Origin of the sequence: Gordonia sp. IITR100 (assembly GCF_002009645.1) — a bacterium.
Lineage (GTDB): Bacteria > Actinomycetota > Actinomycetes > Mycobacteriales > Mycobacteriaceae > Gordonia > Gordonia hongkongensis.
The window spans coordinates 50,293-66,568 of record NZ_MVKV01000013.1 but is presented as its reverse complement, the minus strand read 5'-3'; the positions used below and the strand labels follow the sequence as shown (position 1 = coordinate 66,568).

Below are 16,276 nucleotides of genomic sequence, written 5' to 3'. Positions count from 1 at the left end.
CTCCCAGACCTCGATCGAAGTCTGCCGGTCGAGTTGAAGTCTGTCGGTCGCCGGCCCACCGCCCTCTGGTAGTTGCTGTGCTCGACCCCGCGGGCGGCTTTCAGCGCTCCGGCAACCGCAGATCCAGCGTTTCGGATCAGGAAGCAGTGGCCCAGTGCCGCACAGTCAACGAAAACCGACGCACAGTCGACTGGTCGGGGGGCCTCACCCGGCCAGTGCGCGCAGAAAGAACCCCAGGTTCGCCGGACGTTCGGCCAGGCGTCGGACCAGGTACCCGTACCACTGCTCGCCGTAGGGGATGTAGACCCGGACGCGTGCGCCGGCGGTTGCCAACCGGCGCTGCTCGTCGGCCCGGATTCCGTACAGCATCTGGTGTTCCCAGCTGTCCGGGGCGCGACCGAATTCGTCGGCGAGGATCCTCGCGGCGTCGATCATTGTGGGGTCGTGGCTGGCGACCATCGGATAACCGGAGCCCTTCATCAGTATCCGGAGGCACCGCAGATAGTTGTCGTCGACCTGGCGGCGGTCGGTGAACGCGACCGCGGCCGGCTCGGCGTAAGCACCCTTGCACAACCGGATTCGGGCGCCCGACGCCGCGAATTCGGCACAGTCGTCCTCGGTGCGACGCAGGCAGGCCTGCAGCACGGTCCCGGTCTCCGGGAACTCGGAGCGCAACGACCGCACGATCGCCAGCCGCTGGTCGACGGTGGTGTGATCCTCGGCGTCCACGGTGACCACGACATCCAGGCCATCGGCCGCCTCGACGATCGTGCGCGCGTTCTCCTCGGCGATCTTCGCGCCGTGCTCCGGCAGTGCGAGACCGAGCGCGGTCAGCTTCAGCGACACCTCCAACGACCCGGCAGGTGCCGGACGGCGTCCCGACAGAGACTCGAGCAGAGCCAGATACGCGGTCACCGTGGCGTCGGCCTGGGATTCGTCGGGGGTGTCCTCGCCCAGGAAGTCGACCGAGACGGAGAGTCCGTCGGCGAGTTCGGCGACGACGGCGGTCATGGCGGCGTCGAGCGATTCGCCCGGCACGAATCGGCGGACCACTCGTCCGGTGACCGGCCACCGCTGGGACGCGTCCTTGATCCGCTCGCTGCGCGATGCCGCGACGATCGCGGGCCGCAGCACCGTGTCGAAGACGGACCCCATCACAGCGCCGTCCAGTCGGCGACCATGTGCGGGTACGACGAGGTCGTGGGAGGTGAGAACGTCTCCTTGATCGTGCGGGTCGAGGTCCAGCGCATCAGGTTCTGCTTCGACCCGGCTTTGTCGTTGGTCCCCGACGCCCGGCCGCCGCCGAAGGGTTGCTGCCCGACCACCGCGCCGGTGGGCTTGTCATTGACGTAGAAGTTGCCCGCCGCGTTCCGCAGCCGGTCGGAGGCGAGCGCGACCGCGGCGACATCGGTCGCCATGACCGACCCCGTGAGTGCGTACTGCGCCGTCGAATCGACCAGGCCGAGAATGTTCTCGTAGTCGGCGTCGTCGTAGACGTGAACCGCGAGGATCGGACCGAAGTACTCTATGGCGAACGCCTCGTCGGTCGGGTCGTCGGACACCAAGACCGTGGGTCGGACGAAGTACCCCTCGGTGTCATCGCAGACGCCGCCGACCGCGACGGTCAGCGACGCCGACGACTTGGCCCGGTCGATGGCCGCGACCTGCTTGTCGAACGCGCGCCGATCGATCACCGCACCACCGAAGTTCGTCAGATCTCGGACGTCGCCATAGGCGAGTTCGTCGGCCTCGCCGAGGAACTCGTCACCCATCCGCTCCCACACCGACCTGGCGACATACGCGCGCGACGCCGCCGAACACTTCTGTCCCTGGTACTCGAAAGCGCCGCGCGTCAACGCCGTTCGCAACGCATGAGGTTCGGCCGAGGCGTGCGCGACGATGAAGTCCTTGCCACCGGTCTCGCCGACGAGGCGCGGGTAGTTCCGGTAGTGCTCGATGTTGGCACCGACCTCACGCCACAGATGACGGAACGTCCTCGTCGACCCGGTGAAATGGATCCCGGCCAGATCCTCGTCGGCGAGAACGACGTCCGAGACCGCGGCACCGTCGCCGTGGACGAGGTTGATCACCCCGGGCGGTAATCCGGCGGCCTCGAGCAGCGCCATGGTCAGCTGCGCGGAGTACGCCTGGGTGGGGGAGGGCTTCCAGACGACGGTGTTGCCCATCAACACGGGGGCGGTGGGCAGATTGGCGGCGATGGCGGTGAAGTTGAACGGGGTCACGGCGTAGACGAACCCGTCCAGTGGACGGTGGTCAAGCCGGTTCCACACCCCGGGCGACGACTCCGGTTGCTCGGCGAGGATCTCACGCGCGAAGGCGACGTTGAACCGCCAGAAGTCGACGAGCTCGCAAGGGGCGTCGATCTCGGCCTGCTGCACCGACTTCGACTGACCGAGCATCGTCGCCGCCGCGATCCGCTCGCGCCACGGCCCGGCCAGCAGCTCGGCGGCGCGCAGGATCACGGCCGCGCGGTCGTCGAAGCTCGTGTGAGCCCAGTCGGGGGCGGCGGCGCGAGCGGCGTCCACCGCGGCGCGGGCGTCGTCGTGGGTGGCGTTGGTGATGAAGCCGAGTACCTCGCGGTGTGCGTGGGGCTGGACGACGTCGATCTCCTCACCCGCCCCGAGGCTCAGGTGGCCGCCGATGATGTGCGGGAACTCGCGGCGGCCGGCATGCGACTGTAGCGCCAGCTCGTCGACGATGCGCGCACGCTCGGGCGAACCGGGGGCATAGCTGTGGACGGGTTCGTTCGACGGTCGAGGGGGAGTGGTGATGGCATCCATGACCTCAGTCCACCGTCCCTTTCGACGTCGCGATATGGCCGATCAGCCGAGGTGGGTCTCTTAGTCTTGTCCGTATGGACAAGACTGCCGGTATCGCGCTCGGGCGGTTGGTCCTCGCCCTTGACCAGACTGTCGCGACCCTGGTCTCGTCGCCCCGCGGTCTCGACGCGCCGGTGTCGACGATGGCGATGGTCGACGCCGACGACGTGCACTACGGGCTCGGGCACGCCGCCCGATCCGCCGACCTGTTCCTCCTGGTCGGACTCGCCGACGACGTCGTCGTGGAGTGGCTCGGCGGCCTCGGGGCGCACCGCCCGGTCGCCGTACTGGCCAAGAACCCCGCACAGACCCTGGTCGGCCTCGCCGATCGACTGGGCATCGCGGTCATCGCCATCGATCCGCACGCCCGCTGGGAACGCATCTACAACCTCGTCACCCGGGTGCTCGACGCCGCACGCGGCGCGGTCGGGAGCGGCGAGTCCATGGAGTCGGGAAGCACCGGCGACCTGTTCGAGCTCGCCGCGGAGGTCGCCCGCCGGACCGGTGGTCTGGTGAGCATCGAGGACGAGCACGCGCACGTCCTCGCCTACAGCTCGGCTGGCGAGGAGGCCGACGAGTTGCGCAGACTGTCGATCCTGGGCCGCGAGGGGCCGCCGGAGATGCTGGCCTGGTTGCGGGAGTGGGGCGTGATGGACGCGGTCCGGAAGTCGTCCGGAGTCGTGATGGTCGACGCACGCACCGATCTCGGACTTCGGCCGCGTCGCGCGGTCGCCATCCGTCCGGCGTCGGGCCCACACAGCGATCGCTCCGACGTCCTGATGGGGGTCGTCTGGCTGCAGGAGGGGTCGCGCCCGCCGGCCCGCGACACCGACGAGGTACTCGTCGGCGCCGCAGCTGTGGCGGCCCGGGTGATCTCGCGACGGCGTTCGGCAGGCTCCGACCACGATCAGCGGGTCCGGCGACTCCTCGGTGTCGGCGGAGTCCCGGTCGACACAGACCACCTCGCCGCCCAGCTCGGCATCGCGCCGACCGCCACGGTGACGGTCGTGGGGTTCACGGCCCCCGACGGCATCCGCGCCGGGCAGGTCTCGGCACTCATGCTGCACGCCAGCGCTTTCAGTCCGCTGTCGGTCACGGTCACGATCGGTGACCGCGCGTACGTCGTGCTCCCAGGCGTCCCGCTCGACGACGCCGTCACGTGGGCGCGGATCTCCGTCGACGCCGCCGACCGCCAATTCGGCGTGCCGGCACGCGCGGTCGTCGCCGGCCCCGACACCATCGCCGCCGCAACCGATCTGCGCTCTGCGATCGATCGTGTCCTGGACGCCGCCGGTCGCGACGCCGACCTGATCGACGACGTCACCACCGTCGAGCGATCCCGCACCGGGGTGCTGCTCGCCGAGATCATCGGATTGCTCTCGGAGAACCCCGATCTCGTCGACAGCCGGGTCGCCGGGCTCGCGGATCTCGATACTCGCAGCGGCAGCGAGTTCACCGCGTCGTTGCGCGCCTACCTCGACCATTTCGGTGACGTCCGCGCGGCGGCGGCGGCGCTGCACGTCCATCCGAACACCTTGCGCTACCGCATCCGTCGAGTGCAGACCCTGACCGGGATGGATCTCGACGACCCGGCGACGCGTCTCGTCGTGGCGCTGTCCCTGCGCGTTCGGTGAGAGTCGCTGCGCCCCCGAGTCCCACCCCGACCGAGTGCCACCCCGCCCGGCCGGCCGGTGGGTACCGTGGCGCCCATGCCCTCATCGTCGAAGTCCCTGTCCGACCTGACCGGCTCGCGGGTCGTCGTCACCGGTGCGACGAACGGTATCGGGATGGCCACCGCCCGCGCGCTCGCCCGGGCCGGTGTGCAGGTGGTCCTGGCCGTCCGCGACACCGATCTCGGCGCCCGGCGCGCACGGGAATTCGGCGGTGACTGCGAGGTGATCCGGCTCGATCTCGCCGACCTCGCCTCGGTGCGGACCTTCGTCGAGGAACTCGACGGCCCGATCGATGTGCTGGTCAACAACGCCGGCATGTTCCCGCATCAGCATCGGACGACGCGGGACGGATTCGAACTCGGGATGGGCACCAATTTCCTCGGGCCGTTCGCCCTGACCAACCTGCTCCTGCCACGCATCAGGCGGCAGATCGTGTCCGTGGGTTCGGAGGGGCATCGCCGCGCCCGCATCGACCCCGCCGACCTGGACCTCCGACGCACCCGGTGGTCGTCGCCGCGGGCCTACACCGGGTCGAAACTCGCGGTGATGCTGTGGGGTCTCGAACTCGACCGACGGTTGCGCGACGTCGGGTCGCCGGTGACCTCGATGCTCACCGATCCCGGCTGGGCCGCGTCGAACATCTCGAACAAGCCGGGCCTGGGCGTTCTGCACCGCGCGGCGCAGGGCCTGGCGGGTGTCGTCGGCAACGATCTCGACGCCGGCGCGGCACCCACCCTGCATTGCCTGACCGAGCCGATCCCGCCGGGCAGCTACGTGGGGGTCGACGGACCGTGGGGACTGCGCGGCCGACCGGTGCTGTCGGGCCGATCGCTCGCGGCGTGCGACTACGAGCTGGCCGGTCGACTCTGGACCGAGGCCGAGGCCGAGGCCCGCACCGGCACCCGGTGGCCGCTGGGGTAGGGCCCACGTGCCCGGCCGGATCACGCCGGATCGGTCAGTCGATCCGACAGCTGAGCGGTGAGTTCGTGCGCATATTCCAGTTGCCGCTCGAGCTTCTCGCACGCCAGTCGTGCGCGCTGCCGGAACTCCGCGACCGCCTCGAGCGCCGCCCGCCGGTCCGCCGGCGCCGCGTCGGAGTCGTCGAGGACGCTCTCGGCATGCAGGAGTGCGCGCATGTCGTCGAGGGTGAAACCGAGTGGCTTCATCCGCCGGATCACGAACAGCCGATCGATGTCGGCCCGGGTGTACAGCCGGAAGCGCCCGGCCGAGCGGGCGGACGGGACGACCAGACCGACCTCGTCGTAGTGGCGGATCGTCTTGATGGACAACCCGGTTTCCGTTGCCACCGTGCCGATCTGCAGGTGCTCGGCGGTGTCGGTCCCGTCGTCGGTCACGACCTGTCCTCTCTACCCGGTCAGCCCTCGCCGCCGAGCTGTCCGCTGAGGCGTCGATGACGCTCGGCGCTGTGGTCGTCGAGGCCGACGATGGTGGCGGTCTTGCCCTTGGCTGCGTACTTGGTGGTGACGGCATCGAGCGTAGCGACCGTCGACGCGTCCCAGATGTGTGCGCCGCTCATGTCGATGACGACGTCGTCCGGGTCGCCGACATAGTCGAACTGGTACACGAGGTCGTTGCTGGACGCGAAGAACAACTCGCCCCGCACCGCGTAGACGCGGGTTCCGGGTTCGGGATCGGCGACATCGACCACCTCCGTGAAGTGGGCGACCCGGCGCGCGAACAGGACCATCGCCGTCAGGACGCCCACGATCACCCCGTACGCGAGATTGTGGGTGGTCACGGTGACGACGACGGTCGCGAGCATCACGGCCGTCTCGCTCTTCGGCATGCGCCGCAGGGTCTTCGGGTTGACGCTGTGCCAATCCAGGGTGCCGACCGACACCATGATCATGACGGCGACGAGCGCGGCCATCGGGATCAGCGCGACGATGTCACCCAGCCCGACGACCAGGATGAGCAGGAAGAGTCCGGCCAGAAACGTCGAGATGCGGGTGCGGGCCCGGGACTCCTTGACGTTGATCATGGTCTGGCCGATCATCGCGCACCCGCCCATGCCGCCGAAGAGACCGGTCACGATGTTGGCGATGCCCTGACCGGTGGCTTCACGCGTCTTGTCGGAGTGGGTGTCCGTGAGGTCGTCGACGAGCTTGGCGGTCATCAGCGATTCGAGGAGGCCGACGAGTGCCATGGTGAAGGCGTAGGGCGCGATGACCGACAGCGTCTCCCAGTTCAGCGGGACGTCGGGAAAGAACAACGTGGGCAGACTGTCCGGCAGGTCGCCCTCGTCGCCGACGTCGGGGACGGAGAACCCGACCGCGAGCGTGACCGCGGTGAGCAGCACGATCGCGACGAGTGGTGATGGGATCGCCGTGGTGAGCCGCGGCAGACCGACGATGATCGCAAGCCCCGCCGCGACGAGGGGATAGACCAGCCACGGCACCCCCAGCAGGTGGGGGAGTTGAGCCGTGAAGATGAGGATGGCCAGTGCGTTGACGAATCCGACCATCACGCTGCGCGGGATGAACCGCATCAGACGGGCGACACCCACTGCGCCGAGGACGATCTGGATGACCCCGGCGAGGAGCACCGCGGCGATCAGGTGATCCAGGCCGTGACTGGCGACCAGGGGGGCCACCACCAGCGCCACCGCCCCGGTGGCGGCGGAGATCATCGCCGGACGGCCGCCGACGATGGCGATCGTCACCGCCATCGTGAACGAGGCGAACAGGCCCACCCGCGGGTCGACCCCGGCGATGATCGAGAACGAGATGGCCTCGGGGATGAGCGCGAGCGCCACCACGAGACCGGCGAGGACCTCGGTACGCAGGCGCCGCGGGGAGCGCAGGGTCGCCAGCACCGACTGTTGTCGGGCAGGAGTCAGCACCTCGGCCGTCATCGGCGTCTCGACTTTCGTGAGGTAACGGAAACGTCTGTCGCGGAAGGGGTCACCCACCCTCGCGGGCGTCGGGCGATTCCGACGGCCGACGCCGCCCCGCAGGACGGACCAACTCTACCCTCACGGGAGGGTAGAGATACAAATGCGGGTGTGCGGCTGGGCGTCACGCCACACAACTCCAGGCGCGCAACAACACGCCCCCTGCGCGATGCGCAAGGGGCGTGTCGACGATGCGGGATCAGAGAATCGTGAGCATCTCGTTGTAGGTCGGCAGCGGCCACAGATCGTCGGCGACGATGGACTCGAGGGTGTCGGCGACCTCGCGGACCGCGGCCATGGCCGGGACCAGTTTCTCCAGCGCGTACTTCGACTCCTCGAAGGTGGACTCGCCGTGCATGCCGGCGATACCGGCATCGAGGGCCGTCAACCCGTCGTGCAACGTGCTGATCAGTCCGGTCAGTTCCTCGAGCAACGGTGTGGGAGCCTCGATTCCGGCCATCTTGAGCGACGCCGCCGTCCCGGCGAGCTCACCCTGGTACCGGATCGCGGCCGGCATGATCATCGTCTTGGCGATCTCCGCGGTCTCCTTGGCCTCGACGAGGAGGGTGAGCGCGTAGTACTCGAAGATGACGTCCTCGCGGGCCTCGAGTTCGCGGGCCGACAGCACGCCGTACTTCTCGAAGATCTCGACGACGTCCGGCGAGGTGTACTCCGTCACCGCGTCGACCGTCGTCCGTAGGTTCTTCAGTCCGCGGGCGGCGGCCTCTTCCTGCCATTCGTCGGAGTAGCCGTTGCCGTTGAAGATGACCGAGCCGTGGGCATTGGCGATCTCCTGCAACACCTTCTGGACGGCGTCCGCGAGTTCGAGACCGTCGGCGAGGAGCTTCTCGAGGTCCGAGGCGATGAAGTCGATGGAGTCGGCGAGGATCGTGTTGATGGCGACCATGGGATCGGAGATCGACTGATTGGAACCCGGTGCGCGGTACTCGAATCGGTTGCCGGTGAACGCGAAGGGGCTGGTGCGGTTGCGATCCCCCGGATCGGCTTTGAGGGGCGGCAGGGTGTCGACCCCGAGTTCGATGACCCCCGCGGCCTTGGAACCGGTGGCGCCGCCCTTGGCGATCTGCTCGAAGACGTCCATCAGCTGGTCGCCGAGGAAGATCGAGATGATCGCCGGCGGAGCCTCATTGGCGCCGAGACGATGATCGTTCGACGCCGACGCGACCGCCGCGCGGAGGAGCCCGCCGTAGAGGTGCACCGAGCGGATGATCGCGCCGCAAAAGGTCAGGAACTGCATGTTCTCGTGCGGGGTGTCGCCGGGATTGAGCAGGTTGCCCTGATTGGCGTTGCCGAGCGAGAAGTTGACGTGCTTGCCCGAACCGTTGACGCCGGAGAACGGCTTCTCGTGCAGCAGGCATTTCATACCGTACTTCTCGGCGACGGCCTTCATCGTGGTCATCATCAGCTGCTGATGGTCGTGGGCGAGGACCGACCGCTCGAAGACCGGTGCGAGCTCGAACTGGCCGGGCGCGACCTCGTTGTGCCGGGTCTTCGCCGGGATCCCCTGCTTGAACAGCTCGCGGTCGAGTTCGATCATGAACGACAGCACGCGTTCCGGGATGGCACCGAAGTAGTGGTCGTCGAACTCCTGGCCCTTCGACGGCGGTGCGCCGAACAGGGTTCGGTTGCAGGTCATGAGATCTGGTCGCGCATAGAAGAAGTGCTCGTCGATCAGGAAGTACTCCTGCTCGGCGCCGGCGTAGGAGACGACGGTGTCGACGTCGTCGTGGCCGAAGAGGCGGAGCAACCGCATGGCCTGCTTGCTCATGGCCTGTTGGCTGCGCAGGAGCGGGGTCTTCTTGTCGAGGGCCTCGCCGGTCCACGAGATGAAGATCGTCGGGATGCAGAGGGTGTTGCCGTTCGGGTTCTCCAGGATGTACGCGGGACTGGTGACGTCCCAGCCCGTGTAGCCGCGGGCTTCGAAGGTGCCGCGCAGACCGCCGTTGGGGAAGCTCGACGCGTCGGGCTCGCCCTGCAGCAGCGTCTTGCCCGCGAACTCGGCGAGCGATGCGCCGGTGGAATCGGGTTCGAGGAACGAGTCGTGTTTCTCGGCCGTGAAACCGGTGAGCGGGTAGAAGACGTGGGCGTAGTGGGTGGCGCCCTTCTCGATGGCCCAGTCCTTCATGGCCACCGCGACGTAGTCGGCGAGGGTGGGGTCGAGCGCGCAGCCGGTGTCGACGGTCGCGGCGACCGCTTTGAAAACGTGCTTGGGCAGCCGCTTCTTCATGACCGACAGGCTGAACACATTGCGCCCGAACGTGTCTGCGAGGGGTTCGGTGAACCCCGGCGCCGACACGTCGTAGGTCGTCACGGCCTCGATCGCCTGTCGGCGGGACATGCTGCCACTCATGGACACTCCTGGATGATCTGGGCCCCCTGTGCGCGGGGGCGCACGACGACGTCGGTACGCCGTTTGTCGCAATTGCGAGCGCTTCGACGCTATGAGCTGGGTGTATGCGCCCGATTGCCCCCATGTGACGCCGAGGAAAACTAGTGCCCCTCGGAACCGGTCGAGGCAACGCCGTTTCCCGAAAACCCGTGGCGCGATGGTCTACCGCAGCGTCGCGTTGTCGCCCATCACCGCGCCCTCGCGGCGCGGATCGGCGCCGCCGATCCAGCCGCCGCCGTGTCGCAGCAGGGCGCTGAGCCCGCTCGACTGTTCCTCGACCGACACCTCGGCTCCGCGTTCCCGGAGGCCGCGGACCAACGGATCGTGTGCGCCGTCGTCCGTGGTGTCGACGAGCGGGTGTTCGCCGCCGACGTTGGAGGTCGGGGTGTTGGCCGAGCCGAAGTCGATCATCGACACGGCCTGCTGGGGATCGAGGCCCCAGTCCAGCATCCCGACGATCGTCTTGATGACGAACTGGATGATCACCGACCCGCCGGGGGAACCCAGGGCCGCGACCACCTCGGCCGGCGCTCCGTCGGCGCCGGGCTGCAGAACGAGTGTGGGCGCCATCGACGAGCGCGGCCGCTTGCCCGGCGAGACCCGGTTGGCGAGCAGCGTCCCGTCGTCGTCGCGGGGTTCGGCAGAGAAGTCGGTCAACTCGTTGTTGAGTAGGAACCCGTCGACCATGTGGTAACTGCCGAAGGCGGATTCGATGGTCGTCGTCATCGTGGCGACGTTGCCGTACCGGTCGGCGACGGTGATGTGACTGGTTCCGTGTTCGGTGCCCGGGTGCGACCCCAGGGGCACCGGTCCGAGGTCACCCGCCGGCGCCTCGCCGAGCGAGGAGTCGGGTGAGATGAGCGCTGCCCGAGACCGCAGATAGGCCGGATCGAGGATGGTCGCGACCCCGCGCCCGGGCAGCGGGACGAAGTCCGGGTCGGCCACATACTTGTCGCGATCGGCGTAGGCGAGGCGTTCGGCCTCGGTGACGAGGTGCACGGCGGCTGGGTCGGGACGCCCGCCGTCGGCGTCGAGATCGGACGGCGGCATCGACGGCAGATCGAAGTTCGCCAGGATGCCCAGCGCCGACGCGACGGCGATCCCGCCGGACGACGGTCCGGGCATGGCCACGATCTGTCGCCCCCGATAGGTGGTGACCACCGGCTCCCGGGCGATGGCACGGTAGTCGCGTAGATCCTGCTCGGTCATCAGGCTCGGTGTCATGCCGCCCGCGGTGCTGCCGGCCTCGGCGACGATGGCTCGGGCGAGCGGCCCGTCGTACATCGCGCCCGCGCCGTCGGCGGCGAGGGCGCCGAGCGTCTTGGCGTACGCGGGGTTGACGAGCCGCGTGCCCGCCGGCTTCGCGGCGCCGTCACTCGCGAGGAAGTAGGAGCGGGCCTCGTCGTCGGCACCGAGTTCGGCCGCCGACGCGGCGATCGCGGTCGCCAGCCGCGGGCTGATGTCGAACCCGTTGTCGGCCAATTCGATCGCCGGATCGAACAGATCTCGCCATGGTTGTCCGCCGAAGTCGGCATGGACCATCTCGAGCATGCGCAGCACGCCCGGCACGCCGATGGACCGTCCCGAGGCGCTGGCACTCGGCGCGGGTGGGGTGGGATCGTTGGGGGCGATCCGGGTCAGGTAGGTCTCGGTGGCCGCCGCCGGCGCCGTCTCGCGACCGTCGAAGGCCCGCACGCTCTTCGACCCCGCGTCGTAGTAGAGCGCGAAGGCGCCTCCGCCGATCCCGGAGGATTGCGGCTCGACGAGTCCCAGCACCATCTGCGCGGTGACCAGGGCGTCGGCGGCCGTCCCGCCGTCGCGCAGCACCTCGCAGGCCGCGCGGGTCGCGAGCGGATTGGCGGTTGCCGCTGCGTAGGTGTCGGTGACGACCGGTCTCATCCCTGTTCGGAAGCCGGACGCGACTTCCGGTCTGGTGGCGATGTCGGTGGGTGCGGCCGTCATCGTCTGGGCGTCGATCATCTCGCCGTTGGGGATCTCGGCGCAGGTGACCGGACTCGCTTCCGGCTCGGCTGGATCCGAGCCGCAGGCAGTCGCGAGGAAGGTGGTGGCCGTCGCGACGACGAGGACACGTACCACTCGAGAGACTCCGGACCCGGCCGTCATCGGCCAAGCGTACTGACCGAGTGGCCGTTCGCGACGCGAACTGGGTCGAATGTTCAGGACAGCGGCCGTGACCGCATAGGGTCGAGGCGGAGGGCCGCACCGGCATGGTCGGCCGGACGAGACGAACGGGGAGAATCGTGGGAGTGGTACGGCATCAGGCGAAGATCGACAGGCCGCGCGAGCGGGTCTTCGACTACATCGACGGTTACCAGAACGTCCCGGAGTACCTGCTCGGAGTCACCCGGTTCGAGCCGACGACGGAGAAGACCAGCGGACTCGGAGCGAAGTTCGCGGTCTCGATGGACGTCGGGCCGAAGACACTGAAGTCGGTGGTCGAGTGCACCGACTACGTCGAGAACGAGCTCATCGAGTTGAAGGCCGTCGAGGGTTTCGACGCGAACACGACGTGGCGTTTCGCCGACGCGGACGGTGGATCGGGCACCGAACTCGACGTCGAGATCAACTACAACCTCCCCGGCGGTATGGCGGGCAAACTCCTCGGCAAGGTCGTGGGACCGTTCGCCGCTCAGGCGGTGCGGCACACGGAAGCGACGATCAGGAAGAAGATCGACTAGGAGCCGGATTCCGGCTCGGGCTCGGCCGACTGCCGTTCGAGCGCCGGGCCGGGTTCCGGTATCCGGTTGGGCAGGTGCCGCGAGAACAGCAACGCCAGCACGAGCAGGCCGAAGACGACGAACAGCGACTGCTGCAGGGCCGCGATCTGCGAATCCGAATAGGCCTGTGACACCGCCTGTGCGGACTCCTCCGAGCCGCCCGCGTCGAGGACGAGGGTGCGCGCCTCGTCGGCGGAGATGATCGGCACTCCCTGCTCGTCGACGGCGGCGATGATGCGTTGTTGGTCGGTGGGGGAGAGGTTCTCGGCGTCGTCGACCGCCGACACGAAGCCCGACGACAGCATGAGCAGGAAGACCGATCCCGCGACCGCGGTGCCGAACGACGACCCCAGGTTCTGGAAGGTGCCCTGCAGGCCGCCGACCTCCGAGGTGTCCTTCTCCTCGACAGCGGACATGTTGACGTTGCCGAGTTGTGAAGCGAGCAGACCGAAGCCGGCGCCGACCACGAACATGCCCGCGGCGAAGGCGGCGTTGCGCAGATCGATTCCCACCGAGGCGATGACGAGGAGTGTCCCCAGCGCCATCGTGATCTGTCCGCCGCGCGCGATGAACCGTGCGGAACGCCGTGCGGTGAGCCAGGATCCAAGGATCGAGAACAGGACGAGCCCGACCGAGAGCGGCAGGATCTTCACCCCGGTCTGCAGTGCGTCGCGTCCGAGCATCGTCTGCAGGTAGACGGGGACCACGAAGAACAGGGCGGCGATCGCGAAGTACTGGGCGAGGAAACCGCCGAGTCCGCTTCGGAGAGCAGCGATGCGGAAGAGTTCGACACGCAGCAGCGGTTGGCGGCCGGACGTCGCCAGGGTGCGCTGCCGCAGGACGAACAACCAGAGCACGACGACCCCGGCGAGCAACAGGTATGCCACGGGGGAGACGCCCAGCGGGGCGATCTCGTCCCCGCCGATCTCCGGTGGATGCTGCGGCTTCAGCCATCCCCACGTCTTCGATTGCAGTACGCCGTAGACGATCAGCGACAGGCCGCCGGCGGATGCCACGACGCTGAGGGGGTCGATGCGTACCTCCGGGTCGCGGGGTACGTCACGAATCAGCTTGGCCGCGAACAGGACCGCCACCATGACGACGGTCTCGGCGACGAACACGTAGCGCCACGACAGGTATGTGGTCATCACGCCACCGAGCAGCGGGCCGACGGCGGCGGCCAGCCCGGTGACCGCGCCCAGGATCGAGAATGCGGTGACCCGGGCCTTGCCCGTGTAGTTGATGGCGGCCAGCGATGCGATCGCGGGGATGACGAGCACCGCGCCCAGCCCCTCGACGAGTGACCAGCCGATGAGCAGGACGGTCAGGTTGGGACTCAGCGCTGTGGTCAGCGAGCCGATGCCGTAGATGACCGCACCGATCTTGAATGCTCTTGCGCGCCCCATCAAGTCGCCGAGCTTGCCTCCGGTCAGCATGAAGGCGGCCATCGTCAGCGCGTAGAAGGTGATCGCGGCCTGCATGCCGGTGATCGAGGTCCCGAGGTCGTCGGCCACGACCGAGATGGACACGTTCATCACGGTGCTGTCGAGCACCATCACGAACTGTGAGACGGCCAGGATGATGATCACAGACCAAGAGCGCATCGTCAGTCTCCTCAGATGTGGTGAGCGCTCTGATCTTTACAGGTTCGGCGGTTTACTGCGCGGGATTGAGCATCGGTACGAGGAACTGGCGCGCCACCGTGGCGAGCTGCGCGTCGTCGGTGATGTCGACGACGCGGCTGGGCACGGTGAGGAACGACGCGGAGATGCGGACCATCATCTCGGCCACGAGATCGACGTCGAGTTCGTCGGAGATGTTGCCCGCCAGCTGTTCCCGGCGCAGCTGGGCGGCGACGAAGTGCTGGACCGTCGCGAGCAGCATGCCGTCGCCGCCGATCATCGATTCGATCAGCATGCTGGGCTCGGCGTCGCTGATCTCACCGATCAGCGGGTTGCCGGAGATCGCCCGCAGCGAACCGACGAACCCGACCACGACGCGGTCGGCCACGGTGTCGGCGCGGGGGATCTCCGCGCGGAACCGGTCGAAGTACCGACGGAACTCGCGGAGCACCACCTGGTCGACCAGGGCGTCCTTGGTGGCGAACTTGCGATACAGGGTGACTCTCGTGACGCCGGCGCTCTTCGCCACCTTCTCCATCGGCGTCCGTTGCACGCCCAGCCGGCAGAAGAGTTCGAAGGCCGCGTCGAGCAGACGTTCGGCGGTGGGATCGGCGGCCTCGTCGGATTGAGCCGCGGATTCGAGAAACGCCCGCTGGAGAAGCGAGCTGGACAGCGAAGCGCCGGACGGCTGCGTGGTCACTCGCCTCACCCCCTTCCTCACATCATGACCGCATGAGCTTCCATGATCGCAAAATTCGCGAAAGAGGTGTGTTCTGGACCACGCGGTGGTAACAATGATACAAGGATACGTTGTTTGTCACATTGATACATGGAAGTGATGGGACGGGGTCATGGAAGATCTGAACAGGCGGAACCTGATACGCGCGGGCGGTGTCGTCGGCGCAGCCGGTGCGGTCGCGGCGCTCTCGCAGACGACGCCGTGGACGTGGTCGCCGGCGAACTCGGTGCCCGGCCGCGGTCGCGGCGCGGACCCGCGGCAGCTGTGGGACGACGAGGCCGACCCGGTGATCGCCAAGGTCATCGACAGCGGGCAGGTGCGCAACGTCAATCGCCTGCTGCGCACGTGGCATCGCAACTCGCAGCCGCTGCCCGCCGGGCTGCCCTCGGAACTGCGCGACTTCATGGAGCACGCTCGTCAGCTGCCCGCGTGGGCCGACCAGGCCAAGCTGGCCGACGCGGTCCGATTCAACCAGAAGCGCGGAACCTACCTCGGCGTCCTGTACGGCTTCGCCAGCGGCATGATGAGCACCGTCATCCCGCGCGAGGCCCGGTCGGTCTACTACTCCAAGGGCGGATGGGACCTCAAGGACCGCATCACCAAGACCGCGAAGCTCGGATACGACATCGGATCGCTCAACGCCTATCAGCCCGGCGGCGAGATGATCGTGACCTGCGTGAAGACCCGTATGGCGCACGCCGGCGTGCGACACCTCCTGCCGCAGTCGCCGCACTGGGTGCACGGCGCGACGGAGAAGAAGCCGATCAGTCAGGCCGACATCATGGTCACCTGGCACAGCCTGCCGACGACCGTCATGCGCAACTTCGACAAGTGGAACGTCCCGATCGCGGCCGACGAATCCGCCGGATTCCTGCATTCGTGGCAGATCACCGCTCGCCTGCTGGGCGTCCAGGACGAGTACATCCCCGCCTCCTGGGCCGCCGCCGACTCGCAGGCGCAGCAGGTCCTCGACCCGATCCTGGCGCCGACCCCCGAGGGTCGCAAGCTCGCCGACATGCTGCTCGACCTCGGCATGAACCTCGACCTCTCGCTGATCTCGCGCGGCGTCCTGGGGGCGCTCACGCGATTCGTGCTCGGTGACAAGGTCGCCAACTGGTATCAGATCCCGCGGGAGCCCGTGTGGAGCCCGCTGCTCGAGACGGCGTGGGGTCCGTACGTACAGATCCGCGAGGGCCTGCTCAACGTCGGCATGCCGCGTGAGGCGTACTGGCTGTTCGACGAGTTCCTCCGCCAGTTCGTGCTCTTCTACATGTCCGAACTGCGGATGCCGATCAACATCGAGATCCCGGTGATCAACAACCCGAAGTACAACTAGCCAG

At 68.1% G+C, this 16,276-nt stretch carries 12 protein-coding genes; 4 read left to right on the top strand and 8 right to left on the bottom strand.

Features of this window, described 5'->3' with window-relative positions:
• Positions 1–204 precede the first annotated feature (204 nt).
• Positions 205–1,155: a proline dehydrogenase family protein gene (locus B1818_RS17100; protein ID WP_078113423.1), complete on the bottom strand. Its 951-nt coding sequence runs from the start codon at positions 1,153–1,155 to the stop codon at positions 205–207.
• Positions 1,155–2,801, bottom strand: coding sequence for an L-glutamate gamma-semialdehyde dehydrogenase (gene pruA, locus B1818_RS17095; RefSeq protein WP_078113422.1), 1,647 nt, complete (start codon positions 2,799–2,801; stop codon positions 1,155–1,157). The genes B1818_RS17100 and pruA overlap by 1 nt, the downstream gene beginning before the upstream one ends.
• 74 nt (positions 2,802–2,875) lie before the next feature.
• On the opposite strand from pruA, the gene B1818_RS17090 reads away from it, so the two are divergent.
• Both B1818_RS17090 and B1818_RS17085 read left to right on the top strand, forming a co-directional pair.
• On the top strand, positions 2,876–4,474 hold the full coding sequence (locus B1818_RS17090; protein ID WP_078113421.1) for a CdaR family transcriptional regulator: 1,599 nt from the start codon (positions 2,876–2,878) through the stop codon (positions 4,472–4,474).
• 75 nt (positions 4,475–4,549) lie between these two features.
• Entirely contained in the window at positions 4,550–5,434 is an 885-nt protein-coding gene (locus B1818_RS17085; protein WP_176455948.1) for an SDR family NAD(P)-dependent oxidoreductase, read from the top strand.
• Positions 5,435–5,454: 20 nt separating this feature from the next.
• On the opposite strand, the gene B1818_RS17080 is transcribed toward B1818_RS17085, so the two are convergent.
• From B1818_RS17080 to B1818_RS17065, 4 genes are all read right to left on the bottom strand, one after another.
• Entirely contained in the window at positions 5,455–5,868 is a 414-nt protein-coding gene (locus tag B1818_RS17080; RefSeq protein WP_058251565.1) for a MerR family transcriptional regulator, read from the bottom strand.
• Between the two features lie 20 nt (positions 5,869–5,888).
• A complete protein-coding gene (locus B1818_RS17075) occupies positions 5,889–7,388 on the bottom strand; it encodes a SulP family inorganic anion transporter (protein WP_078113463.1) in 1,500 nt (499 codons plus the stop codon).
• Between the two features lie 238 nt (positions 7,389–7,626).
• The gene (locus B1818_RS17070; protein ID WP_078113418.1) at positions 7,627–9,798 is read right to left on the bottom strand and encodes a glutamine synthetase III; all 2,172 of its coding nucleotides are present in this window, start codon (positions 9,796–9,798) and stop codon (positions 7,627–7,629) included.
• 201 nt (positions 9,799–9,999) lie between these two features.
• Positions 10,000–11,961, bottom strand: coding sequence for a gamma-glutamyltransferase family protein (locus B1818_RS17065; RefSeq protein WP_139363041.1), 1,962 nt, complete (start codon positions 11,959–11,961; stop codon positions 10,000–10,002).
• Positions 11,962–12,098: 137 nt separating this feature from the next.
• On the opposite strand from B1818_RS17065, the gene B1818_RS17060 reads away from it, so the two are divergent.
• Positions 12,099–12,536, top strand: a complete 438-nt coding sequence (locus tag B1818_RS17060) for an SRPBCC family protein (RefSeq protein WP_078113415.1) — start codon at positions 12,099–12,101, stop codon at positions 12,534–12,536.
• Here the strand turns inward: B1818_RS17060 and B1818_RS17055 are convergent.
• The gene (locus B1818_RS17055) at positions 12,533–14,179 is read right to left on the bottom strand and encodes an MFS transporter (protein ID WP_078113414.1); all 1,647 of its coding nucleotides are present in this window, start codon (positions 14,177–14,179) and stop codon (positions 12,533–12,535) included. The two genes, B1818_RS17060 and B1818_RS17055, sit on opposite strands and share 4 nt — an antisense overlap.
• A 52-nt stretch (positions 14,180–14,231) precedes the next feature.
• Positions 14,232–14,897: a TetR/AcrR family transcriptional regulator gene (locus B1818_RS17050; protein ID WP_068972455.1), complete on the bottom strand. Its 666-nt coding sequence runs from the start codon at positions 14,895–14,897 to the stop codon at positions 14,232–14,234.
• Positions 14,898–15,048: 151 nt separating this feature from the next.
• Here B1818_RS17050 and B1818_RS17045 point away from each other — a divergent pair, with 151 nt between their 5' ends.
• Positions 15,049–16,272, top strand: coding sequence for an oxygenase MpaB family protein (locus B1818_RS17045; RefSeq protein WP_058251559.1), 1,224 nt, complete (start codon positions 15,049–15,051; stop codon positions 16,270–16,272).
• Positions 16,273–16,276 lie beyond the last annotated feature (4 nt).